The organism is Gracilibacillus xinjiangensis, assembly GCF_042651765.1.
GTDB lineage: Bacteria > Bacillota > Bacilli > Bacillales > Amphibacillaceae > Gracilibacillus > Gracilibacillus xinjiangensis.
This window is the reverse complement of the sequence record NZ_JBHSDT010000008.1, coordinates 164,230-188,522: the sequence shown is the minus strand read 5'-3', so window position 1 is coordinate 188,522 and position 24,293 is coordinate 164,230. Positions and strand designations below refer to the sequence as shown.

The 24,293-nt window shown below is 37.3% G+C and carries 24 protein-coding genes and 1 riboswitch; of the genes, 4 read left to right on the top strand and 20 right to left on the bottom strand.

The window, feature by feature from the left end; translation table 11 throughout:
* Nucleotides 1-341 precede the first annotated feature (341 nt).
* The 4 genes from ACFOY7_RS11995 to ACFOY7_RS11980 all read right to left on the bottom strand — a co-directional run bounded on the left by ACFOY7_RS11995 (nucleotide 342) and on the right by ACFOY7_RS11980 (nucleotide 5,124).
* Nucleotides 342-1,649 carry an LLM class flavin-dependent oxidoreductase gene (locus ACFOY7_RS11995; protein WP_390252327.1) on the bottom strand — a complete coding sequence of 436 codons (1,308 nt, stop codon included), beginning with the start codon at nucleotides 1,647-1,649 and terminating at the stop codon, nucleotides 342-344.
* Nucleotides 1,650-1,722: 73 nt separating this feature from the next.
* On the bottom strand, nucleotides 1,723-2,475 hold the full coding sequence (locus ACFOY7_RS11990; RefSeq protein WP_390252326.1) for a 3-oxoacyl-ACP reductase: 753 nt from the start codon (nucleotides 2,473-2,475) through the stop codon (nucleotides 1,723-1,725).
* Between the two features lie 139 nt (nucleotides 2,476-2,614).
* A riboswitch (TPP riboswitch) is annotated at nucleotides 2,615-2,715 on the bottom strand.
* Between the two features lie 109 nt (nucleotides 2,716-2,824).
* Nucleotides 2,825-4,009, bottom strand: a complete 1,185-nt coding sequence (locus tag ACFOY7_RS11985; protein ID WP_390252325.1) for a winged helix-turn-helix domain-containing protein — start codon at nucleotides 4,007-4,009, stop codon at nucleotides 2,825-2,827.
* Between the two features lie 104 nt (nucleotides 4,010-4,113).
* Nucleotides 4,114-5,124 carry a hypothetical protein gene (locus ACFOY7_RS11980; protein ID WP_390252324.1) on the bottom strand — a complete coding sequence of 337 codons (1,011 nt, stop codon included), beginning with the start codon at nucleotides 5,122-5,124 and terminating at the stop codon, nucleotides 4,114-4,116.
* A gap of 384 nt (nucleotides 5,125-5,508) precedes the next feature.
* Here ACFOY7_RS11980 and ACFOY7_RS11975 point away from each other — a divergent pair, with 384 nt between their 5' ends.
* Nucleotides 5,509-5,703, top strand: coding sequence for a YwbE family protein (locus ACFOY7_RS11975; protein ID WP_390252323.1), 195 nt, complete (start codon nucleotides 5,509-5,511; stop codon nucleotides 5,701-5,703).
* Nucleotides 5,704-5,810: 107 nt separating this feature from the next.
* Here ACFOY7_RS11975 and ACFOY7_RS11970 read toward each other — a convergent pair whose 3' ends face one another.
* From ACFOY7_RS11970 to ACFOY7_RS11905, 14 genes are all read right to left on the bottom strand, one after another.
* Entirely contained in the window at nucleotides 5,811-8,078 is a 2,268-nt protein-coding gene (locus ACFOY7_RS11970) for an ATP-dependent DNA helicase (RefSeq protein WP_390254075.1), read from the bottom strand.
* A gap of 197 nt (nucleotides 8,079-8,275) precedes the next feature.
* Nucleotides 8,276-8,635 (bottom strand): hypothetical protein, encoded by a 360-nt coding sequence (locus ACFOY7_RS11965; protein ID WP_390252322.1) that lies wholly within the window; start codon nucleotides 8,633-8,635, stop codon nucleotides 8,276-8,278.
* A gap of 561 nt (nucleotides 8,636-9,196) precedes the next feature.
* On the bottom strand, nucleotides 9,197-9,412 hold the full coding sequence (locus ACFOY7_RS11960) for a VOC family protein (protein ID WP_390252321.1): 216 nt from the start codon (nucleotides 9,410-9,412) through the stop codon (nucleotides 9,197-9,199).
* A 38-nt stretch (nucleotides 9,413-9,450) separates the two neighbouring features.
* Nucleotides 9,451-10,434: an alpha/beta fold hydrolase gene (locus tag ACFOY7_RS11955; protein WP_390252320.1), complete on the bottom strand. Its 984-nt coding sequence runs from the start codon at nucleotides 10,432-10,434 to the stop codon at nucleotides 9,451-9,453.
* A 41-nt stretch (nucleotides 10,435-10,475) separates the two neighbouring features.
* Nucleotides 10,476-10,598: a hypothetical protein gene (locus ACFOY7_RS11950; protein ID WP_390252319.1), complete on the bottom strand. Its 123-nt coding sequence runs from the start codon at nucleotides 10,596-10,598 to the stop codon at nucleotides 10,476-10,478.
* Between the two features lie 515 nt (nucleotides 10,599-11,113).
* The gene (locus ACFOY7_RS11945) at nucleotides 11,114-11,302 is read right to left on the bottom strand and encodes a hypothetical protein (RefSeq protein WP_390252318.1); all 189 of its coding nucleotides are present in this window, start codon (nucleotides 11,300-11,302) and stop codon (nucleotides 11,114-11,116) included.
* Between the two features lie 402 nt (nucleotides 11,303-11,704).
* Complete coding sequence (locus ACFOY7_RS11940) at nucleotides 11,705-12,082, bottom strand: SET domain-containing protein (protein WP_390252317.1); 378 nt, start codon at nucleotides 12,080-12,082, stop codon at nucleotides 11,705-11,707.
* Nucleotides 12,083-12,548: 466 nt separating this feature from the next.
* Nucleotides 12,549-13,454 (bottom strand): VOC family protein, encoded by a 906-nt coding sequence (locus tag ACFOY7_RS11935; RefSeq protein ID WP_390252316.1) that lies wholly within the window; start codon nucleotides 13,452-13,454, stop codon nucleotides 12,549-12,551.
* 122 nt (nucleotides 13,455-13,576) lie between these two features.
* Nucleotides 13,577-14,656, bottom strand: a complete 1,080-nt coding sequence (locus ACFOY7_RS11930; RefSeq protein WP_390252315.1) for an NAD(P)H-dependent flavin oxidoreductase — start codon at nucleotides 14,654-14,656, stop codon at nucleotides 13,577-13,579.
* A gap of 346 nt (nucleotides 14,657-15,002) precedes the next feature.
* The gene (locus ACFOY7_RS11925; RefSeq protein WP_390252314.1) at nucleotides 15,003-15,911 is read right to left on the bottom strand and encodes an endonuclease/exonuclease/phosphatase family protein; all 909 of its coding nucleotides are present in this window, start codon (nucleotides 15,909-15,911) and stop codon (nucleotides 15,003-15,005) included.
* A 334-nt stretch (nucleotides 15,912-16,245) separates the two neighbouring features.
* A complete protein-coding gene (locus ACFOY7_RS11920) occupies nucleotides 16,246-17,271 on the bottom strand; it encodes a DUF2332 domain-containing protein (RefSeq protein WP_390252313.1) in 1,026 nt (341 codons plus the stop codon).
* Nucleotides 17,272-17,458: 187 nt separating this feature from the next.
* Entirely contained in the window at nucleotides 17,459-17,821 is a 363-nt protein-coding gene (locus ACFOY7_RS11915; RefSeq protein WP_390252312.1) for an NIPSNAP family protein, read from the bottom strand.
* A gap of 54 nt (nucleotides 17,822-17,875) precedes the next feature.
* The gene (locus ACFOY7_RS11910; RefSeq protein WP_390252311.1) at nucleotides 17,876-18,586 is read right to left on the bottom strand and encodes a nucleotidyltransferase domain-containing protein; all 711 of its coding nucleotides are present in this window, start codon (nucleotides 18,584-18,586) and stop codon (nucleotides 17,876-17,878) included.
* 117 nt (nucleotides 18,587-18,703) lie between these two features.
* The gene (locus ACFOY7_RS11905; protein WP_390252310.1) at nucleotides 18,704-19,138 is read right to left on the bottom strand and encodes an NUDIX hydrolase; all 435 of its coding nucleotides are present in this window, start codon (nucleotides 19,136-19,138) and stop codon (nucleotides 18,704-18,706) included.
* A gap of 246 nt (nucleotides 19,139-19,384) precedes the next feature.
* Here ACFOY7_RS11905 and ACFOY7_RS11900 point away from each other — a divergent pair, with 246 nt between their 5' ends.
* Nucleotides 19,385-20,272 carry an alpha/beta fold hydrolase gene (locus ACFOY7_RS11900; RefSeq protein WP_390252309.1) on the top strand — a complete coding sequence of 296 codons (888 nt, stop codon included), beginning with the start codon at nucleotides 19,385-19,387 and terminating at the stop codon, nucleotides 20,270-20,272.
* A 554-nt stretch (nucleotides 20,273-20,826) separates the two neighbouring features.
* Here ACFOY7_RS11900 and ACFOY7_RS11895 read toward each other — a convergent pair.
* Nucleotides 20,827-21,363, bottom strand: a complete 537-nt coding sequence (locus ACFOY7_RS11895; protein WP_390252308.1) for a hypothetical protein — start codon at nucleotides 21,361-21,363, stop codon at nucleotides 20,827-20,829.
* A 581-nt stretch (nucleotides 21,364-21,944) separates the two neighbouring features.
* Nucleotides 21,945-22,307: a hypothetical protein gene (locus ACFOY7_RS11890; protein ID WP_390252307.1), complete on the bottom strand. Its 363-nt coding sequence runs from the start codon at nucleotides 22,305-22,307 to the stop codon at nucleotides 21,945-21,947.
* Between the two features lie 296 nt (nucleotides 22,308-22,603).
* Here ACFOY7_RS11890 and ACFOY7_RS11885 point away from each other — a divergent pair, with 296 nt between their 5' ends.
* Together ACFOY7_RS11885 and ACFOY7_RS11880 are read left to right on the top strand one after the other, a co-directional pair.
* Complete coding sequence (locus ACFOY7_RS11885) at nucleotides 22,604-23,518, top strand: class I SAM-dependent methyltransferase (RefSeq protein ID WP_390252306.1); 915 nt, start codon at nucleotides 22,604-22,606, stop codon at nucleotides 23,516-23,518.
* Nucleotides 23,519-23,765: 247 nt separating this feature from the next.
* Entirely contained in the window at nucleotides 23,766-24,293 is a 528-nt protein-coding gene (locus ACFOY7_RS11880; RefSeq protein WP_390252305.1) for an RNA polymerase sigma factor, read from the top strand.

Sequence of the window (24,293 nt, the reverse complement as noted above, 5' to 3'; positions counted from 1 at the left end):
GTTTTTTTAGCTCTTCGGATTGAATGAGAATATTATTATTTATTTTCCGCAGTGCATCGTAAATTGCCAATAATCCACCGAAAACCAATATACCTATTAAAGAATCATCTATTTAGTCAAAAGAAAAAAGTACAAATTAAACGAATAGAAATAAATTACTACCACGGTCATGTGTAACAATACAACTGAACCATAAATAAGTTGCTTTTCCAACAGGTGGACATTCATAAATGGCTACTAGTTTTTAGCACAGGAATTATTTAAAGTCATAAGTGAAAACTCTTGTTGCAAAGTAAACGAATCTACTTTTTTTGCTTTCTTATTCAACATTAGCACCTGAACTACGTTAATCCTAAATGTTCACGAAAAGTATGACCTTCATATTCCCTTCTGAAAATACCTCTTTTTTGTAATTCAGGAACAATTAGTTCAACAAAGTCTTCTAAACTACCGGGTAATGTAGGGGGCATAAGATTAAATCCGTCAGCCACACCAGCTTCAATCCAGACTTCCATCTGATCCACAACTTCTTCGGGTGTACCTATCAGCGTATGATGTCCACCGCCTGCATTAAGATATCCTAATAATTCTCTTACTGTTGGTTGTGTATCATTAATTATTTCTAATATCGTTTCGTACCGACCAACTGGACCATTAAATTCTTCTACTGGGGGTAACTGAGGTACTTCTTTATCGATTTCCCAATTAGAACAGTCTTGTTGAATAAAGAAACTCAACTGTTTTAAAGCTGTTTCAAGAGGTAATTGCTCATCTAATGCTGCTTTTTTGGCTAAAGCTTCTTCTTGAGTATGCCCTACATAGGTCACTAAGCCTGGAAATACTTTAATATGTCTATTGCTGTCTTCGCTTTGTTTAACTTGTTCATCTAATTTTTCACGGAATCTTTTGGCTTGCTTTAAGTTCCACGACACTGAATAGACTGCATCGGCATATTTCGCGGCTAATGCAATGCCTTGTTTAGATGCACCTGCTTGCATTGATACTGGTTTGCCTTGCGGACTTTTTGGCGTAGTGGATGGGCCATACACTTTAAAATAGGTACCATTGTGGTTAATAGGCTGAATGTTTGAAGGATTGATCAATTTTCCTTCTTCTCGATCATGTAAAAAATCATTACTGTCCCATGAAAGAAATAACTTATTCATTAATGCAGCGAATTCATCTGCCTTCTCATAGCGTTTGTCATGAGAAGGCAGTCCTTCCATACCATGATTTAACGCTTCAAAATCAGTCATTGACGTAACAAGGTTCCAACCGACACGTCCTTTTGTAATATGGTCTAAACTCAATAGTTGTCTGGAAGCTGTGAAAGGATTAGAAAAAGTACTTGAAATGGTTGAAACCAATCCTACATGATTTGTCACTTGAGAAATAGCAGTTAAATTAACTACTGGATCAAACCAGAATGCTGGCATATTACTGGAATCTTTACCCGCAAATGATTGGTTATCAGCAAAGAATACTGCGTCAAAGTAGCCCCTTTCTGCTAACTGTGCTAAAGACTGGTAATAAGAAATGTCTCCAATACGTTCAACACTTGAATCAGGCATTAACCAGGCAGCTTGATGGTGTCCACAACCATACAGCAAAACACCTAAGTGGAGTTGTTTTCCTTTAGTTTTTGTCATTTGTTTACACCTCAAAATCCGTCATTATTCATTGTCTGTTTTTTTGCAGGATGAACTATGCTAATTTAAGCGTTTAGTTCATTGTCAAACCGCCATCTACGGTGAAATTTTGTCCTGTAATACCGTTCGCGTTTTCCGAAGATAAAAAAGCGACCATATTGGCTACATCTTGAGGCGTTGTCACCTTCTTCATTGGCGTTGATTGAGCAATTAAATCGAAAACTTCTGGTGTTGTAACAGCACTGGCGTCAGTCGTTTTTAATAATCCACCTGAAACTACATTCGCTTTTATACCATATTGTCCTAATTCTGAAGCGATATTACGTGTAAAACCTATTAATCCAGCTTTAGCTGTTGTATATTCGTGGTAGGGTACAACAGGATTTTGATATAGATTAGTACCTATACTTATAATACTTCCATTTTGTCGTTCAATATATTGAGGTGCTATGCTTTGAACGACATTAAATGCTGCTTTTAAAGTACCATCTAATTGCTTTTGATAGTCATCCCACGTGAGTTCTGTGAAGGTTTTCTGTTTGTTTGGATCAAATTTGAAGTCTACTAATGCATTGTTGACTACCACATCTATTTGGCCAAAATATTCCGTTGCTTTTTTTATCAATTTATCTACTTCTTTACGGTTTCTTACATCAGCCTGAATTGCAATAGCATTCTCTTCCCCAATCTCAGATACGAGCTTCTCAGCAGCATCTTTGCTTTTATAGTAATTGATAACCACTTGAAATCCTTGTTCTGCCAATGTCTTTGCAATAGTTGCTCCTAAACCTCTACTACTACCTGTTACTAATACTGTTCTAGTCATCATAAAAACTCCTATATTTTAAATTTTGTTGAAACCAAATAATAAAATGCTAGATAAAAAAATACGCAACCTTCCCCCGGAAAGTTGCGTAAAACAAATAACTACATATGAAAATAAGGCACAATCGTTCCTTAAGTATGTAATAAAGTTTACACTTTCCTACGCTAGTTTTAACTAGTTCAGGTTCAAAGGGTTTGAGGTAAAACTCATCTCAGTTAAATAACACCCCTAGTGCATATATTTAAGTTATATTCAATGTATAGTTTTAGGAAATAAATGTCAAGTGAAAATAGTAAAGTTATCGTATTCTATAAATTTGTTATTCTTCACCCGTCCTTCCATAAGAATCTCAATCAACAACTATCGTTTCACAGCTATTAAAAATCGCAAACTTCTCGAAACAATTGTCCAATGCTGTTTGCAATTGTTTTGTTTGCTTCACACCTTTCTCATACCAGATGTTCTTAACGACAAGTCTCTTGGCCTTTCTCTCTGCAATTACCTCGACTCGCCCAATGAAGGTCTCTCCGTATAGTAGAGGCAACACATAATGGCCGTATTTCCGTTTGGATGCTGGCGTATAAATCTCCCAGGTGTAATCAAAGCCAAATAGTTCGTTGATTAGCTTTCTGTCCCAAATTAAATTATCCAATGGGGCGATTAACTCGCAGCGAAATTTCCAAGTCGGGTTTTGCAGGACCGTTTCAATTAATGGCAAGTCCTCCGCACAACAGTACAGTATATCCTTCATTCCTTCCACGGAGACAGCTATAATCCGAGCTTCGTCCAATAGCTGGCGAAAAACCTCTTTGCGCTGCTCCGCTTTCAACCCCCATATGTTCAACCAGGCATGGGACGCGCGATTCCATAAAAGGCCAACCGCACCGATTCGGCGGAGTACGCGCCACTTGTGATGGTCAAGCTGATCTGGCAGCGGATCCGGCACATTTAGCAAATGGGGCGGTATATATTTCTCGGCGATATCGTAGTATTTACGCGTGCCTTCTTTATGATGGATAATCAAATCGCCTGTCGAGTACATCTGCTCCAATACCGAACGAGATGAGTTATTGCCACCGCTCCAGTGAATGGCTGATTGCCACGAGAAATCCCCATCCAATTCTATATCTTTTGAACTCAGGGCACCGTGTTTTTGAATAAGCGTCCGAACTTCCTTTGTTAACGCCGGCATTTCAGGATAATTATCAGCATGTTTTCGGGCAACCTCCCTGTATCTTTCAAAATACGGCCAGTCCTCGACAGGGATAATCGCCAGGTTCTTATCAGGATAATCAACCAACTTTCTATCTATGTACAGCAACTCATCAAGCATTTTCTTGGAAAATCCGTTAATTCGCGACTGCAGCACAAGTTCAGCATTTTTTCCGCAAACATCTATCGGGTCAAATTGAATACAGCCAGCCTGCCGAACAAAATCTAATACACCCTGCTTTTCTGCAAATTTATATCCGCCCAGCAGTCCTTGTTTTAACAATATAAATTGCCGTGCCTGACGGTGCGTTAATTTGATCATTTCGTACCTCCTGCTTCAAAAGCACATGGATAAACAACGCCAATTATCATATTATCTATTACATGCAGAGACAATGAATACAATTTACTGTCACTATGTCCCAATTACTCCACGACATTCGCTTTTTCTCCTCCTAGATCGATAAGCAGTTCGGCTTCTTGATCATTCAGCTTTTCTTTTAAATGCTCTCCTGTTATTTTTTCTCCTTGATCGCCATAGTTGTTACGGATGGTTTCCCATGAGTATTCTGAAGGTGCAAAAGTCACCCTAAACGTATGATTATTAAGTTCTTCCTCATAGGAATCTCTGTCTAAAACGGTAAAAAAACTTCCATCTGGTTTAACGTTTGCCCTTCCGCCTACTCCTGTTAAACTCCCTTCTGGACTTAGGAGGGTTAACATTAATTCACTACCCTCTAACAAATTACTTTCACCTTTAATATATATCAATTGATCATCATATGTAACATTTGCATCCATTCTCACGTTAGGATCTCCATAGTCATCAGGTACCTGCCATTCAGGTGTTTCAATTTCTTTTGTGACTGCTTCACCATTTTTAACAGGTAAATAAACTTCCGTTAATGCTTGCTTCCTTACTTTTTCATCACTTTCATACAAGCTTGTCATAGGGCCTTCTATGTTCTCCCCATATTCTCCGTAGAATTCTTTAACAGATTCATTAGTCGCATCCTCTGGTCTAAAGCGGATATCAACAAATAAACCATAATTATATTCTTCCGGCACCTTCGTTTCATACAAAAATGTCCCATCTTGCTCTACAGTCGCAGAACCCGAAACACCGATAAAACTGGCACTTCCGAAAGCTTGAGGATAAACAAAAACATTTGAATCAGGAAGTAAATTTGTTTTTCCTTCTACAGTCAATGTATGATCTTCGTATGTTACCTGGCCTTCCATTTCAATTTGTACGGATGGAGCATTTTGTTTGTCTTCTGTATCTGACTCCTCTTCATCTTTAGTTTTGTTTTCTTCCGATTCATTCATTTCTTTTTCATTATCTGGTTTCACTATATTCTTTGACTCATTTGAACAAGCGGACAGAGAAATAGTAATTCCTAGTAATAGAATAATAAACAGTTTAAAATTTCGCACAATACCTCTCCTTTCTCCTCTTCATAATATACATATTTATACCTAATATTACAAATATAACTAAATATAAAAATCTTAGTAGTTATAAGTTTTTTCGTAATATAATTGATAACTAGGAATTCTTCCTCCATTTTTAATCCGTGGAACAATCTGTTACAATTACATGGAGATCAAGATTTACGTTGCAGTGTTTATACTCTGGTTGAAGAATCATTTACTTAAGAGAAGTTAAAGCGATTAATGAAATAAGATCATCTCTTGGGGCTGGACATTTACTCTGCTAATTGCACAAAAACAGAGTCCTAATTATAGTTTCATGGGGCGCACCCTATAGGCAGAATGTAAAATCTGTTATAATAGTAAAAAAAGTGAAGGAGTACCATCATGAAAGGAACAGAGAGAAAAAATATTAAAATAGGCGTGAAAGTGCGAGTGGTACAAAAACAGGATCAACGCTCCGGGAAATTAACAGAAGGTCATGTATCAAAAATACTGACAAATTCTGCCACACACCCCCATGGTATTAAAGTAAGATTAGAGAATGGGATAGTAGGTAGAGTGAAAGAAATCGAAGACTAGAAAGGGACAGGGCGACAAGGCCCTCCGTCCCACTTTTAAAAGCCAAGTTATTATCTTTGACAATCTAGGGACAGCCCTATTACTACTTTAGTGTAAAGCACATTTTCTTAAGCGTCACCACCAACTCTATAATGCTGCCATTCATAAGGGAGTAGTGCCTGATACTTCTTTTGTAAAAATCGATCATCGATTAAGGCGATCACGCCAGTATCAGAATCTGAACGAATAAGTCGTCCACCAGCTTGCAATACTTTATTCATTCCCGGATACACATAAGCATAATCAAAGCCATTTTTTCCAACCGATTGGAAGTAATCCTTTATAATGTTTCTTTCAAAACCAATTTGCGGCATGCCGACCCCAACTACGATTACACCTTCTAACCTGTCTCCTTTTAAGTCCACACCTTCAGAAAAAATTCCACCGAGTACAGCAAAACCTACCAATCTTTCGGAACGTTTAGACTTAAACTCTGCCAGAAAGCCTTCTCTCTCTGCTTCTGCCATTCCTGCATCTTGAATAATGGTTGACACACTGGGGTAAGATTCGGTAAATTTCTCATACGCATTTCTCATATACTGATAAGACGGGAAGAAGATTAAGAAATTTCCATCCTTCTTATCTATGACATCTTTGAAAAAGCGTATCATAGGATCCATTGTCTTTTCTCTATCACGATATCTCGTCGATAATGGTTGAATGATAACCTCTGTGTTCTCTCTCACAAAAGGGGATGGAATCGAGATAACATAATCAGCAGATTGTCCGCCAAGTAACTCTTTGTAATAATCGGCAGGTATTAATGTTGCTGAAAAGAACACCCTCGCCCTAAATCCTTTCCCCATTTTAAGAATTTGCTCTGATGGGTCAAGACAAAATAACTTAAAACTCACCTCACTCTTATGAATGTCAACATACGTCATAAACTGCTCATTGTATAATTTAGCAATTTTCACAAAGTTTTGAGCAGCAAAATACGTATCCAGTAACAATTCATGGTCACTCATTACCAGTTCTACCTCAGCTTCCATGATGAATGTTTCTAGTAATTCTACTAGTTCTTCATCTAAGTCCTTTCGCAAATATTCTTCAGACTTCCTAACTTGTAATAAATGGTCATTGATAGCTTTAGCCTCTGTCGCAAGCCGGCTATTTTTAAATTCTCTTTTCAGCTGCAAAAAGTTTGATTTATTTATCGCAGCAGAATACATTTCTCTCGCACGATCTACTAAGTTATGTGCCTCATCCACTAGTATAGCTGTTTTCTTTTTCTGATCTTCCATCAACCGCTTCAACGATACTCTCGGGTCAAAAATATAATTATAATCACAAATGACGGCATCCACTGCATAAGCAAGCTCAAGTGAAAATTCAAAAGGACAAACCCGATGTTTTCTAGCGTAACGTTCAATTACGCTCCTCCCCATCATCTTTTCTTGTTCCAAAATATCAATAACCGCCCCATTTAACCGGTCATAAAAACCATCTGCAAAAGGGCATTTCTCACTCGAACAAATCGTTTCCTCTTGAAAACAAATTTTATCCTTGGCAGTTATTGTCAGAACTTTAATATCGAGACCATGATCAATCAATAGTTGAAATGCTTCTTCCGCAGCTGTTCTTGTGATTGTCTTTGCAGTTAAGTAAAACATCTTCTCCAGTTTTCCTTCGCCAATTGCTTTGACAGCAGGAAAAATAGTTGAAATGGTTTTACCTATCCCAGTCGAAGCACTTGCGAATAGTGTTTTTTTGTCATCAATGGTTTTATATACGGCACCTGCAAGTTTACGCTGACCTTCACGATAGGTTTCAAACGGAAATGCCAATATTTTAATTGTCTTATTTCTCTTTTGTTTATGCTCTATCTTCACTTTTAAAAATGTAGCATATTCCTCAATGACTCCATAAACGAAGCTTTCCATTTCCTCATATGTCATCACACGACGAAATTGTTTCTGTTCCATCGTTTTCACCTGTACATATGTAAGTTGAATAGTCACTTCCGGCAAATTATGGTCTCCGGCATAAATATAACCATAAAAAATAGCCTGTGCCCAGTGTACTGGGTGTGTATCTTCCTGAATATCATCCAGTAAATGGACAGTGGACTTTATTTCATCAATTGTCACAGATTCTTCATCTTTAAGTAATCCATCACAACGTCCATCCACTCGAACAACGAAATCTTCATAAGGAATTTCTGCTTCCACAAACACTTCCTTCTGATCTTGATCCCGATAGTTTTTTTGGATTAATTGATGGATTCTGGTTCCTTCCGTCATCGCTCGAGTCGTACGGAAGCCCGACTCAATACTGCCACTGCGAAACACGTATTCTACTAAATTTCTTACTGAGATTTTCACTACGTTTGTCATCATATCACCTAAATTAATTAAATTGCATGGCTATTGGCATTTAAAACGTCTCTTATCGATTACCCAGTGCAATTTCTTTCCTATCCTTCACTCAACATTTATCCCATCTCTTTTCTCGCTGTTACGATGGAATGCTCCAAAAAAAGTCCCATCATAAATATTTTGTTTCCTATTTTTCCTCCAATAATAATTAGTGATTACATTTGCCCCAATCCACTTAAAAACACAGCAAAAATAAAACTGATCCCCATTAATCCTGCTAGAACGAAGGAAACTGTGGGATTATTTTTAAGTTCGAGTCCAATAGCTATCGTACAATATCCACATATGACAAACCAGATGGGAATAAAGAGAACCTCTGATAGACTGACTGGAAGCAACTCATAAAAACCACCAATGTACAAAATCCACTGGATAATTAACAATGCGAAGGCAGCATAAGAAAGTTTCAGCGGCGGGGAACCGTTCCCAAAAGTATTAACGATTATTACAGGAATGACGATGAAAACCAGCAAGATGAAAACAACCATCCCAAACATAATAGTCGATAATGCCATTAATCATCCTCCTTCACATTCGATTAAGCAGGGGAAGTATTTTTTGAGAGGAATGAGAATTCGAAAGCTTAAAGGAGAGTTAAATATCGCATAAGATTTTACAATATATATTTATCGTAAAAATTATTGTTTCTAATTGCAACCATCATTATAACACTAAATTCCAATTCTTGCTTTCCTGTAATCATTCCTTGTCCGACAGTTCAAAAACTACTTCTTTGCCTATCATAACATTTTAATTACAGATCTTTTTGATGTCATGACACCTTCATAACTGCATAACTCCCTCAACTCTCTCCCGTTTTGATGCTATAACGCCTTCATAACTGCATAACTCTCCCAACTCTCATCCGTTTTGATGCTATGACGCCGTCATAACTGCATAACTCTCCCAACTCTCATCCATTTTGATGCTATGACACCTTCATAACTGCATAACTCCCCCAACTCTCATCCGTTTTGATGCCAAGAATTTGGCAGCCATCCTGTCTGTATCCAGAAACGCATGCAGTAAAACATTGCCTACCCTAAAACCTAACACATGGATTCCATTTCCCACAATTACCCTTTGTATGCCTTTTGTAAGTTTGCCATATCAAGTTTTTTCATTTGAAATGTTGCCTTCGTAGCCCGTGCGATTTGTTCAGGAGTACCGCCACTCATCACTTCTTCCATTTCGCACGGTACAATTTGCCATGAGATGCCGTACTGATCCTTCAACCAGCCGCACTGTTCTGATTCCGGAACTGCGGACAGCAGCTCATCGTAAATTGACAATAATCCGCCGAAAACCTATATCCCTATTAAAAACCCCATCATAGTCCCCCCTTTTTATGGTCACCCATACCCAGTACATCAGTTTCTAAAATGACTGCAAATCTCTCTTTTTCTTCTAGAAAAGGAGAATGGGCAGAATTCTCAAACGTATAGAATTTTTTTGATGGGGCTTCTATTTTTTCGTAAAACCGTTTTGCCTCTTTGTAAGATGTCTGATAATCATAAATACCATGCATGAGGAAAACGGGAACGTCATATCGAGGTGCCATTATTGCAGCTTCAGCTTTTGCCATTGTTTCACCTAACGCATCATAACTGTAAAAAATCCCTCTTGGTATATTAAAACGTTCTTTCCATGAATATTTTCTGCATGTAAAAAGATCTTTGATGCCCTGCCAATTGGAATAGCCTGTTCGCTTCGTACCCCCACCAAACTTATTAAGATACCGCCCTAGAATTCTCCGATAACCTTGATTTTTATAAAAATCTCTATCAAACATGACAGAGCGAATATCCTTCTCTGCCTTTTTGTCCCCTATTTTAATTGCAGTCTCCAGTAGAAAATCATAGGTGCGCTGGTTAGATTCAAAATGTCTGCCAATCTGACTCACACCAATGTAAGCATGGAAATACTGAGGATAACGACTCGCAACGATACTGCCAAGTAATGTTCCAAAGGAGTGGCCGCAAATGTATATCTTTTTACTGTTGAATTTTTCTCTTAGATAATTTGTTATGTTGACTGCGTCGGAAATCAATGTTTCTAATGTAAGTTTTCCTTGTGTCGATGAATTATAAGACATGCCTGTCCCTCGTTGCTCCCAGTAACAAACCGTAAAATCTTTCTCCCATGAAAGTTCAGATTGTCTTATGATAGGATATTGCGGGAATCCAGGTCCGCCATGCAAAAATAAAAGTACAGGATTTTGGTAATCTGTTGTTTCTATAAATAGACCATTTTTATGACCATCAATAGTTACAAACTCCTTCATGAAGTGAACACTCATTCCATCTACTTTCAAGAAAATTCCTCCCATTGATTTTTTAGATTGGTCCAAATCTACTAGGAATCACTCACCAAAAGAAAGCATCGATTAAATAAATCGAGATCAGACTTTTCATGATAATCACCAATAATAGATGATCCGTAAACACCAATTAAGTCTAATATTCTTTTTCCTTCCATTATCCATAGAAATAATCATACCTTCTTATTTTTTTGACTTATAAAGGTCTTCTCTTTTCACTGACCATTTAAAGCGCCTCTCAATACCATGGCGCGAAACTTAAGTATGGCTAGTGGCATTAAAACCATCTCTCAATACCATGGCGCGAATGTTAAGCATGGCTAGGGGCATTGAATCCATCTCTCAATGCCATGGTGCGAATGAAAATCATGGCTAGCGGCATTGAATCCACCACTCAATACCATGGCGCGAATGAAAATCATGGCTAGGGGCATTGAATCCACCTTCTCAATGCAATCTTGCGAATGTTAAGCACTGCTTTTTCCTCCAAAAATAATTTATGATTACATTCGCTCCAATCCATTTAAAAACACAGCAAAAATAAAACTGATCCCCGTTAATCCTGCAAGAACGAAGGATACTGTGGGATTATTTTTAAGTTCGAGTACGATAGCTATCGTACAATATCCACATATGACAAACCAGATGGGGATAAAGAGAACCTCTGATAGACTTACTGGAAGCAACACATAAAAACCACCAATGTACAAAATCCACTGGTTATTAACAATGCGAATGCAGCATAAGAAAATTTCAGCGGTGGGGAACCGTTTCCAAAAGTATTAACGATTAGTACAGGAATGACGATGGAAACCAGCAAGATGAAAACAACCATCCCAAACATAATAGCCGATAATGCCATTAAACATCCTCCTTCACATTCGATTAAGCAGGGGAAGTATTTTTTGACAGGAATAAGCATTCGAAAGATTAAAGGAGAGTTAAATATCGCATAGGATTTTACAATATATTCATTTATCGTAACATATTTTGGGGAATTTATTTTCATTTATATTAAAAATTAAGGGAGACAGGTGAATATTATGTCACGGAGACAAAGCAACAGAAATGAATGATATGGTTGAGATATGCGAGGAGAAGGAGGTGCCCGGGAGCTTTCGTCACTTTGTCACAAGCCCATATGGATTCCCGCAAAGGATAATCAAAAGGATCAGCGATTTTATAAGAAAATGGGTGACTCACATAGATATGAGTTTTATTATTTCATTAAATCAAAGACCTCTAATTAACAGAGGTCTTTGTCTTATTCCTGATTAAACCAGAGTGGATCATTAATATCCACCTCACCATTATAATTAATCAGAATCTCATCTCCAGCTTTTATATCTGTGTACGCATAAAACTCAAAGGTGTGATTATCAAAATTAATTTCATAATTTGCGTTAGGTTCATAGGAATGGTTAAAAAGCATTCCATAACCAAGAAGGATTGCCGTATGATTTATTCCATACTCAAAAGCATAATCAGCGAGTAATGTTTTTTCAATGTGTTGATGCTCTTCGTTTGGATAAGAAATTACAGGAGCTTCATGTATAAGCTCGCCCTTTTTAATATCACAAGTCGCAAACACCCCTCTATTGAATTCTCCATCACTTAGTGAAGATGTCTTAATTTCAATCATGTCTTTCACCTACTCACTTTTTTTAATTATTGTTTCTAATTGCAACCATCATTATAACACTAAATTCCAATTCTTGCTTTATAGGAATCATTCCTTGTCCGACAATTTCGAAAACTACCCCTTTGCCTATCATAACATTTTAATTATAGATCTTTTTGATGCTATGACGCCTTCATAACTGCATAACTCCCTCAACTATCATCCGTTTTGATGCTATGACGCCTTCATAACTGCATGACTCTCCCTACTCTCATCCTTTTTGATGCCAAGAAGCCTTCATAACTGCATAACTTCCTCAACTCTCTCCCGTTTTGATGCTATGACGCCTTCATAACTGCATAACTCCCCCCAACTCTCTCCCGTTTTGATGCCAAGAATTTGGCAGCCACCCTGTCTGTATCCAGAAACGCATGCAGTAAAACATTGCCTACCCTAAAACCTAACACATGGATTCCATTTCCCACAATTACCCTTTGTATGCCTTTTGTAAATTTGCAATATCAAGTTTTTTCATTTGAAATGCTGCTTTCGTAACCCGTGCGATTTGTTCAGGAGTGCCGTCACTCATCACTTCTTCCATTTCGCACGGCACAATTTGCCATGAGATGCCGTACTGATCCTTCAACCAGCCGCACTGTTCTGATTCCGGAACTGCGGACAGCTTATCCCAGTAGTAATCGATCTCTTCTTGTGTGGCACAATACACCATGAACGAGACAGCCTCATTGAATTGAAAATCATGATCTTGCGCACTGTCCATTGCCACAAACCACTGTTTCTCCAAAACAAAGTCAGAAAACATAATGGTTCCTTCTTTGTCAGGTTCCATGCCTTGCGGATATCGAGCAATTTCGCCACGCTTTGCGTTCTGAAAAACGGATAGGTAAAAATCCGCCGCCTCTTCCGCTTTACCACAATTCTCTCCAACAAACATGAAAGAAGGAATGATTGCCGGCCGATCTTCCCCTTCAGGATTGGTAAGGATTAACTGCCATGATAAACCGAATTTATCTTGAATCCAGCCATACTTTTCACTGAATGGGTAGGTATCAAACGGCATTAATACGGTGCCGCCTTCCGCTAATCTGTGCCAAACCTCCTCTATTTTTTCCGCCGCATTCGGATCCCGCGATGGGTCAAAATTAACCATAAATGAAATGGACGGATTAAATCGGAAATGGGGACCTGCACTAATTGCCATGAATTTCTGTCCCCACAATTCAAAAGAAACCACATCGGCCTCACCAGATGGTGTCTCATGAACGGTTGTTTTATACATAATTCTTGACTCAGGAAAAACCGAAGTATAAAACTCAGCCGCTTCCTGTGCTTCCTTGTCATACCATAAATGTGGAACAATCGTTTGCTTCATAGTTACTCCTCCTATTCCGTATCTTTTTTCAAAAGGCTTGTTATCTAAAATACTTTCATCCTTACTTGGGAAGATGCACTAATATAATCTTCCATTCATAGGAAGAAGGAGGATTTACCCCCCTAAACTTTTCTCCCTATTTTTCTAGTTTCCGAAATTATATGTTCCATTAAACTTTCCACACATTGCTTTTTAGCTAATCGCGGACTCTGCCCGGACCATAGTGACATGAATGCGGTTTTGTTCTGTGCTGCAGCTGCTTTTCTAATATCTTGTGATAATTTATTTTGCACAGGGAAAGCCGGGAATAAAGATTCATCCTCATGCATTTCATTGATATAGTCATTTTTTAAACCTCTAGCCCATTTGCCGGAAAATGATCGAGTTAATACGGTCTCATCTTCCGCAGCATGGAGTATAGCTTCTTTATGGGAAGCATGCGCCCCACTTTCTTCACAGTTGAGGAAAGCTGTGCCCATCTGAACACATTGAGCACCTAAACAAAGGGCTGCCATTAAGCCTCTTCCATCCATTATTCCCCCTGCAGCAATGACTGGAATGCTTACATTGTCAACAACCTGCGGTATTAGTGCCATTAGACCAATTAAACTCTCCTGATCTCCGCTTAGAAAATTTCCCCGGTGTCCGCCAGCTTCACAGCCTTGCACAACAACCATATCCATTCCCGCTTTTTCATTTTCTACTGCTTCTTTAACAGTTGTTGCTGTGCCTATCAGTATGATATGGTGTTGCTTTAATTCCTCGATAATTTCTTTGGAAGGTATGCCAAATGTAAACGAACAAAAAGGGATCTTTTCCTCGATTACAACTTCTATTTGTTGCTGAAATGATTCGGAAACTTTATCAAAATTCGGGATATCCACCTGCTCTTTTTGCTGTAAATCCAATTGTTCCCGAATAGGCTGCAACCGGTTGCTAGCTAACTCTACTTCCTGTTCGGAAACATGAAATTCATTTGGCACAAAAAGATTGATACCAAACGGCCCTTCGGTTAACTGTTGGATCTCGCGAATCTGTTCACGAATTTGGGAAGAAGTCATATAACCTGCCCCCATCATTCCCAGTCCTCCGTTATCCGCAACCGCTGCAACTAATTCAGATGTTGTCACACCACCAGCCATAGGTGCTTGTATAACCGGATACGTCATGTTTAAAAGTTTTGTCACCTCATTATTTATCATCCCTTACACTCCAATAGCCATCTGTTTTTCACGGTTAATTACGTTCACCTTAACTACTTCGATAAATGTGTAAAAATCCCTTTTAAAAAAAATGCTTTTTTCACCCGCTTAATTTTTTTCGGATATATTTTTCCAATAAACTTATTTGACAGAAAAACGTCTATGATGAAAACGAATGACAGGAGGTCCCTATGAAAGTCTTCATCCGCATGGCAAATAACTGTTACGGACCAAAGTGTTCAACAACAGGGTGTGAAAATTTCTAAGTTTCTGGATATATATGAAAATAGTTTTTAGTAAATATAGGAAAGAGGTTCAACCTGTATGGCCGAACCTCTTCTAATCCTTAATAATTCAATGTTACATCTGCCATAACGGGGTAATGGTCACTAGGGAACTGTCCTTTGTTCGTATCATTAATGATTTCAATAGTATGTGTTAATACATTTCCTTTTGCCAGTACCCAGTCAATTCTTCTTTCCGGACCACCGCCAGTCGGATCACGGAACCCATTGAATGTTCCAAGATCTTCATTGATTCGAACATTTGCTGTGTTCCACAAGTCATCAAATGCATCTTCACTTGTTAAAGTCTGGTGTGGAGTACTGTCAGGACTTGCATTAAAATCCCCTGTTAAAATAATTGGTAAATCTGAATCAAATTCTTTTATCTTTTCGATAATTAATTCCGCACTTTTTTCTCTGGCATTAGCAGATTCATGGTCAAAATGAGTATTCACAACATAAAAGCTTTGCTCACTCTTTTTATCAAGGAATTTCGCCCATGTCACCATACGAGGAATTCTGTTGCCCCACGTGTTCGATCCTATCACATCCGGAGTATCTGATAACCAAAAATGATCATACTCTAGAGGCAAGTATTGCTTTTCATCATAAAAAATTGCTGAGTACTCCCCTTTGTTTCCACCTTCTCGCCCTAGTCCGATCCATTCATAATTTTTTAAATTGGTTTCCAAATCCTGAAGCTGTTCATATACAACTTCTTGTGTTCCGATAATTCCAGGTTTGCGCTTGTTGATTAGTTTTTTAATTGCAGGAACTCTTTCTGCCCAAGTGTGTGGGGAAGGATCATTGTCATTCAAATACCTCAAATTAAATGCCATTACCTTTAAATCAACTTCATCCACTTTCTCTGATTTTTCAGAAGCTTGTACTGTTAATGATCCAGAAAAGGCACTACTTACCAACACTGTTACCATTGTCATTAATAACACAGTCTGTACTACTTTTTTCACCATAATTCCTCCTTGTTATGTAATACAAAACCAGTATATCGAGTAAATATTAACACTGTATTAAAGGAAGATTTATTGTTTATTACAGCAGCTTTGGGTAGAAGAAATTTTACAATAACAAGGATTCAACAGCCAAAAAAGGGAAAATGGTGCTAAGAGATATTACGAATTAGTAAATAATCCAGTGATCGATTACCTAAAAAAATTTACATAATTAACACTTAGGAAGTACTTTTCACGCCACCTTTGGCGGATGCTCATTTTGATGAAACACATTAAAATTCATCTAATCCCGGTAGCCAGTGCATGATTGGAAAGTTAAAACTGCTTTAACTCATGATAGATTCCACTCAAACCATCTTCCGTGACCATCCGTTTCTCCAATCACTTGATTGTATTCAACACCATTAATAAAATAATCCAGATGAAGCTTTCTATCCCACATATTATTATACAGATGAAAAAGATCTCGTATTTGACCAATTCTCCGAACTATATCTATCAGTATATGCTTCAAATCGTCTGGAATTTGGTTGGCAACATGTGTATGAAATATTCCGATAATCGTATCATTCGGAATGGTTTCCACTACATCAGAAAGCAATTCAATCCCATCACCTTCAAGCAGCTCTACTGAATTCTCCTTAAAACAGGTTGCTGCACGCTCGAATAATTCTAACCTTTCTTTGTGCTCCGGCCAAATAAGAGACTTGAGCCATAAATAGTCTTCCATATTTTTTATATCACTTATATGTAAATCTATGCCAATCTTTGATGCTACAGGTGGCATATCTAGCAAACAGGAAGGAATTTTTCCGCCTTTTATTTTGGAAGTAACATGAACTGCAGAATTTTTATCCCCATATATTTCATTTGTACCGTAAGAATAACTATATTTGTCCCAAAGAAGCTGAAGGCCTGCACTTGTTCCAATTTCAATTAATGATAGAGGCTTTTTTGCTTTGCTAAACATGTAACAAAAGCATGGATACAGGTAAGCACAGCGCCTTACTTCATTTGTTTGTACAAACTTATTAGTTAAAATAGTTGTTATTTCTTTTTCATAAGTTCTACAGAAATCTTTGAAATGAGGAAAAGCTTCCCCCGTATCTAATGGATGGTCAACAAGACTTGGATAATACCCGCTCAAAGGATGTTCTTTTCCTTTTATCAGCAGAAAGTGAACGGCCCCAAATAATAGATTTGGAACAGGCTGCCCCTCTTTTGCGTGGGAACATAATTCAAGAATTTCGCTGTCTTCAGCAATTTTATGTGATAAATTTTCATACAAACTACTGGAACCTTTGCATTCCCTTTCAGCAAAATTTCTAAATCTCTCAGACAATATCGATCTTTTCACATATAATTCCCCCTCTTGAAAAATATGACCAGCGCCGTTGTCTCCATCTTAAATTATCGTGCATTATTAACACCAAAAAAACTCCCAATTCCATAACATGATTCGCTCTTGTTAACTGAACGATACACATTCGTTACCTCCATAATAATTTCATATATGTCGTGACGTTTCGTTAGCAGGACATAAACTATTTTTTAGACAAGATAGTCTTCTCAAATGGAACGGTTGTCTCCAAAAAATCTTGCTCCATTTTAAAGAACCATTCCTTAAGTTTTTCTCGCCCACCCATTTTATGATACCAATTCTGCACCCGTTTCACATGCTCTTCGTCGCTCTTAACTTTATTTTCAATCCTTTCATAATCTTCATAACGATCATATTCCCATATCGCAAAAATCTCTATCATCCCGTTATCTTTTTTTGCCATCCACCTGCCTACTAATCTCGCACCATATTTAAGCTGTGCAGGCAGAAGAGTGTCATTAAAATGTTGGTTAAAAGCGTTTAAAATAACTGGGTCAATGTGGTAGGTTTTTCTTCGATAAATCATGGAATTCTCCTTTCGCTTTCCATATGGATTTCTGACTTATAAACCGGTGAATCACTACTTCCCCAGCGAAAACCCATCAAATAATCTTCCCCCATGAGGTGCCAGTACATCATCACACAACTGAATCACCATACTCTTTTCACCTGTTCTATAATAAAGATCAAATGCATCAACGAATTTCACGGTGAAATTTTGATCGTATTGATGTAATGCGCGCACGATCCATTTCGAGGAACCAATCCAGCAATTGTTCGTTCGTAAAACAAATTCATGAACAATCATCGCCAATTCGCCAGCAATAAATAGTTCTTCCGCACGATTATCACAACCAATAAAATCATCCAGCAAGTCTGTAAGAAAATAACGCTTTAATTTTACTGTTTCTTCCGACCAACTCTCCGGACCTTTTCGCAAGATTTCTTCCGCTTCCATTTTTATCGCTTGTATTATTCCCTCATCCTTTAAGACAATCCCTTCCGCAATCATTCTCTGCATCGATGGCTTGGCGCTTCCATAATCCAATTCAAAGAAATGTTTGTAGGAGCTAAGGTTATGTACAAAAATCTCAATTGGCCAGCCAAACTCAACTAATGACTCACGATAAGAAGATTTCAACCTTTTATCAAAAATAACAATATCCAGATCAGAAGTTTCCGTTGCTTCTCCCCTCACAACACTTCCAGCCAAGACTGCCCCTTGGCAAGATGGGAAAAATGTTTCGATGAATTGAATTGCAGCATCAGTTGCTTGTAAACCCCTATCCATAAGTCCTCCCCCTAACTTTACAACTAATTTCCGTAAATCAGCTTTTCATAAAAAATTCCATCACCCTCTGCTATACTGCCTGGAATTTGCGTTCCTGGAAACATTTCATATCTTCTATCAGTCCAGCTTTTGCTTCCATAAACCTTTCTCACGTATAAAATCTAATAAAAACCCCCGATCTTCGTGAAAACTAAACTCTAATTCTTTTATTTCATCTAACGTTTTCCATCTAATATCATAAATCAACTGATCCGGATCATGAATCTTCATCTCCCCACCCACAATTTTTACAGAGAAATAATGAACTTCATGGGCAATAGAGATTTTCGGATTACAGCCTTTTTTAACCTTAATTTCTTCTTCAACCTCTACCAAATACCCTGTCTCTTCCCAAAACTCTCTGATACAGCATTCGGCAAAAGTTTCCCCCGCTTCGACCCCGCCTGATGGTACAGACCACTTCTTCACCTCATCAGGTTTTCCTTGCAATACCATCAGTAATTCTCTATTCTCATTGAAGCAAATTCCTGCCGAACCAAGCCATCTGTCCATTTATTGATACAACCTCCTCAGTTGTAAAACGTTTTCACAATTAATAACACTATATCAGCAACAGGTTCATCCTTAACATTGCCTTGACAACAACCCATTACCAACAATAAAAATAAAGACAATTATTTCACAATCATCTTATATACATATTATTCCATAAATTACTTCATCATGAAACATCTATTATTTAAAAATGGATTATGCTATGATAAACCTAATGGTAAATACACTTAAGGGAGAAAATATATGGAAAGAAAAATCGCAACACTAACGATAGATCATGTAACGATCGAATATTCCATTATTGGCGAAGGAGAACCAATTCTTTTATTCCATGGTGGACACTCCAATTGCCGTGAAGAGTTTGGGTACAATACATTAATCGAGAATGGCTTCTCTATCATCACCCCATCCCGACCTGGTTATGGAAAAACTTCGAAAGAAATCGGAGAAAGTTTAGCAACAGCCAGTGAATATTACAAAAGATTACTAGATTATCTAGCTATAAAAAAAGTTCATGTATTAGCAATATCAGCTGGCGGTCCGAGCGGCATCTATTTTGCTGCCAACTACCCGGAATATGTCCAAACACTAACATTACAATCTGCTGTTACTAAAGAATGGCTTACACCAAAAGATACAGAATACAAAGCAGCAAAGGTTTTATTCCACCCTAATACCGAGAAATACACATGGAAAATGATTGGATCAATGAATAAATTATTCCCAGGTTTTATTTTCAGACAGATGTTTCCATCATTCAGTAATTTGAAGTTTCGGGAAGCTAAAGACAAATTCAATGAGACAGACATTGAAGAAATTAAGAATATGAACAATCGCCAACGCTCAGGCACAGGCTTTTTTATTGATTTGCAACAAGTAAACACCATAACAACAGAAGAATTACAAGCGGTAAGATGTCCAACTTTAATTTTGCACAGTAAATACGATGGTTCTGTTCCGCTCGAACACCCGTCCTTAGCCCATGAACATATTCCGACTTCCGAATTGCACTTTTTGGAAGCATGGGGACATTTAATCTGGCTTGGCAAATCAGCAAGTGAAGCGGATAAATTGACAATAGATTTTCTTCAACAAAACAGTATTGTGAAACAAATTCGCATCGAATCCTGACATTAAGGTTGTGTGCATGTATTTTTAACATGCCATCAATAGAATATAAATCCGAATATCTGTCATTTTATTGGGAATGGAAAAACAGCTCAGAACTGGTTTATAAATACTAATTGAGGTAGATTAAATGAATAAAAGTTATAAAATAATAATACTTTTACTGCCGATAATAGTAGCATTAGTTACCTCATTAAGTGTTCAATTCATTAAAGGAAGATTGAAATCGTAGTTACTCCACTTTACGATGTTTGAAAATATAATGATGTTTACAATGGTTTTTTTAACAATCTATTTATTTTATATTTCATAAACACCTTCTGTTATCTCTCTGTTATTTTGTGTAACGGAGAGATAAGTTCATAATAGATTTTTGGATACCTTACCTCCTACTTCTAAAAAAAGGAGGGATTTACGGGTTCCAGACATAGTTATCACGTATCTGCAGCCGAACCTCCACTGACTATGTCCATACCCAGACAACGCTTAAAGCAACAGATACGAATGTCGTTAATTTTACTTTCGTTGAATTTCCATGCGATACACCTCAAGAATTATTATTTCTTTTTCACATACCAACTCCAAATAATAATAACCAATAGTAACACACCAAAGAATACAACTTTCTCCATATTAAACATCAACCACATTGTTAAGCTTAAATCAGATTCTCCCAAAGGTCTCCATGCTTGCTTGTTGTCAATCCCCTCCAATTCGTCTGTTGCATCCAGAACAGGGCTGCACGGACTGTTATAATAATCGCCATTCTCTTTATTAAGATAAATAAAATATTTCTTCTCTTTTTCAAAATTGAATCCCCAAGTAAAATCAGCAGTGAAAACTAGTTCTGACGGAACTTTTTGTTTCCAGCTTTCTTCCACTTCCATCATCACATATTTTTTAAATTCATCTTTAGAAACAAATCCAATCGGTAAACCCGTATCCTTTTTTACATCCATAACCGTGCCAATAACAGCAAGGTCATAATGATCCATAACTGGTTCTTCTTGCTCTACACAAGTGAGAGCCTTTGTCTGGATAGGAAATACAGCAATCGAAAGAAAGATACATACAAACACAATTCTTTTTCTCAAAAATCAACTGCCTCCTCTTTTGTTGCTATATCTATTTATTAGACGCCTACTTCAAAGAAAAGTTGCAGGAATTGCTCATATATATCCATTCAGATAGTTAAATTCCTTTTACTTTACCTCATATTGCTCCTTCTATTGGATACATTTTCTCCTATTATGGAGAAGGAGAAAATGATATAAAGATAAAACAAAATGAACCAACATTTTATGATCGAAAAGAAAATGAAACAATCAAGCTGACAAATGAAACGGATACTATATTTAATGAAGAACATTTAAAGCTATTTCTATAGAATGGAAACTACTATTAATAAATCGAAGCAGCCATTGATAATGACCAACTAGATAAATTAGGTCTCGAAAATGTGAAAAGCGAGTTAACGGAAGCAGGAAATTCAATAGAGTTATAACAAAAAAGCCGTCACTTGTGGTCTTTGCACAAGAGGCGGTTTTTTTTAATAGAAGAACAGGATTTATTTACTATATTCTCTAACCCTACACGAAATCTGTGACTACAATTAAGTTTACGACAAAAGATGGAGATACCATTACTTTAACCATTTTAAGATGGGGATATCTTTCTATTTTTGCGAATTGACTCTAAGGATTGTTCCACAGGGGTCGGAAATCCAGTAACCCTCTGAGTTTTCGTGTACCTCCACTTCGTCTCTTCTATTAATATGATTCTCCTGTAAATACTCTGCTGCCATCTTTACATTGTCTGTCTGAATCTCCAACCATACATCTTGTTGAGAATAATTGTCCATACAATCCAACCACAGTGTCGAATCCCCAAACCGAAAGGCATGTGATTCAGAAATGAAGCCCAAATACGGTAACTTTATCACTTCCTTATAAAAATGGACCGTCTCGTTGTATTTGAATTTAGGAATCTTTAGAGCAATGTTATTTCCACCTTTGAATTCTCCCTTTGACATTTCCATATAAACTACCTCCTTTACCATATATCTACTATATCACCTACTGTTCTTTTTCGTTTCTCACAGATTGCTTTTCTTTCCGGCCTTCGACACTCTGGCCTTTGTTTTCAATAAAATTTCCAAATTTCGGGTTGCATAAAAAAGAAATAAGCGAACCCATTTATTACTCACCCTGAAGACAACTCAATCAAACAAATTGACAAAAAAATCTATTTATGCTATAATTTACAATAATTATTTCTTTTGTTATTATAAGATTCTCCTGGCCAGGGGAATCTTTTTTTGTGGAGGAAAACGGTATGGAAAAAAATGAGTCTAGCATGACTTCTTTAGTATCGGCTTTCGCTAGAGCATATCACAGTAAATATGACACACCAAAGATTTTTGATGATATTGTTGCAAATGATTTAATATCACAGGAAGAGTTTTCAGCTATCAGCAGGAATATGATAGACGGAATACATTTTTTCAACAAAGATATTAGTCAGAAATGGCAAGAAAACCCTGATGAAATCTTAAAGTGGATCGTACAAGTTCAGCTTTCCCCAACTCCCTTAGCTCGTTCCGCCTATTGTGAAAAAACTTTATTACATGAACATAAGTTAGGAGCAGAACAGTATGTGATCCTTGGAACTGGATTAGATACCTTTGCTTTTCGATATCCGCATTTGGAAAGCAGCTTAGAAATATACGAAGTGGATCATCCAGCTACACAACAATTTAAAAAGAAAAGATTAGAGCGCGCAAGATTTCATGTCCCGGGAAATATTCATTATATTCCAATGGATTTTACTAACAAAGAGCTACACGACCATTTGGGAAATCAAGGGTTTGAGAACAAAAAAACATTCTTTAGCCTTCTGGGTGTTTCCTATTATTTAACCAAAGAGGAAAACGAAATTTTGATTCTCCGTCTATTTTCTAATGTCCCACCAGGCAGTTCGATTGTTTTTGATTATGCAGACGAAAAACTGTTTAAAGAAAAGGGAATGGCAAATAGAGTGGAGAATATGGTAAAACTGGCTTCGGCAAGCGGAGAACCAATGAAATCCAGCTTTCCTTATATGGAAATGGAAAAAATGCTTGAAAGAGCTGGTTTACTAATCTATGAACATTTATCTCCATCTATGATTAATGACCTTTTCTTCACTAACAGAACAGATTACTTAACAGCATTTGAGACCATTCATTTCATCCATGCTGTAAAAAAATAATTTATTTCAAGCCTCTCAAACTATTTGAGAGGCTTGTTATGGAGACTTTGGACAGGCTACACCATTATTACCTACTCCCACAGACTGCCCTAAGTCAACATTTGTGATTTATTTACAACCGTTCGATGGAAATGGAACCACTGTCTTCTTCTGTACATCACACTCTCAATCAATTTTTTTTCATAAAAATGAACCTTATCCTAACTGAAATTGTTACTAGTATAGAAACGAAAAAGGAGGTGGAATGGTGAAACAGGTTACTAATGCCAAAGCTTTATTCCAAACACATTATAAAGATGTGTTTCGTGCCTGCAATTACATGGTTCACAATCCACATGACGCAGAAGACCTTTGTCAGGAAGTGTTTGCGAAAGCACTGACAGCAGATTTCCAGTCGATCGAAAATCAGAAGTCCTGGTTGCTAAGTATTGCTATGAACATGTCACGAAACTACCTTAAGAAAAGGAACAGACTAATCTTAAAAGAAACGGCACAGCTGCTGCCTTTTATGAACAATTCAGAAACAGGTCAGCAAACAGAAAAAAATGAACACAGAAGTGAACTCGCTGAACTGATGATGAAACTGCCTGTTCGGATAAGAAAAGTCATGATTCTGAAGTATATACACGAATGTCGAGATAAGGAAATTGCAAATATATTAAAGATCCCTGAAGGAACAGTAAAATCCAGACACTTTAAAGGAAAAAAATTAATCAAAAAGTTATTTCAAGACAACCAAACATATTTTCTAGAATGGAGGAAAAGCTTTGAATAA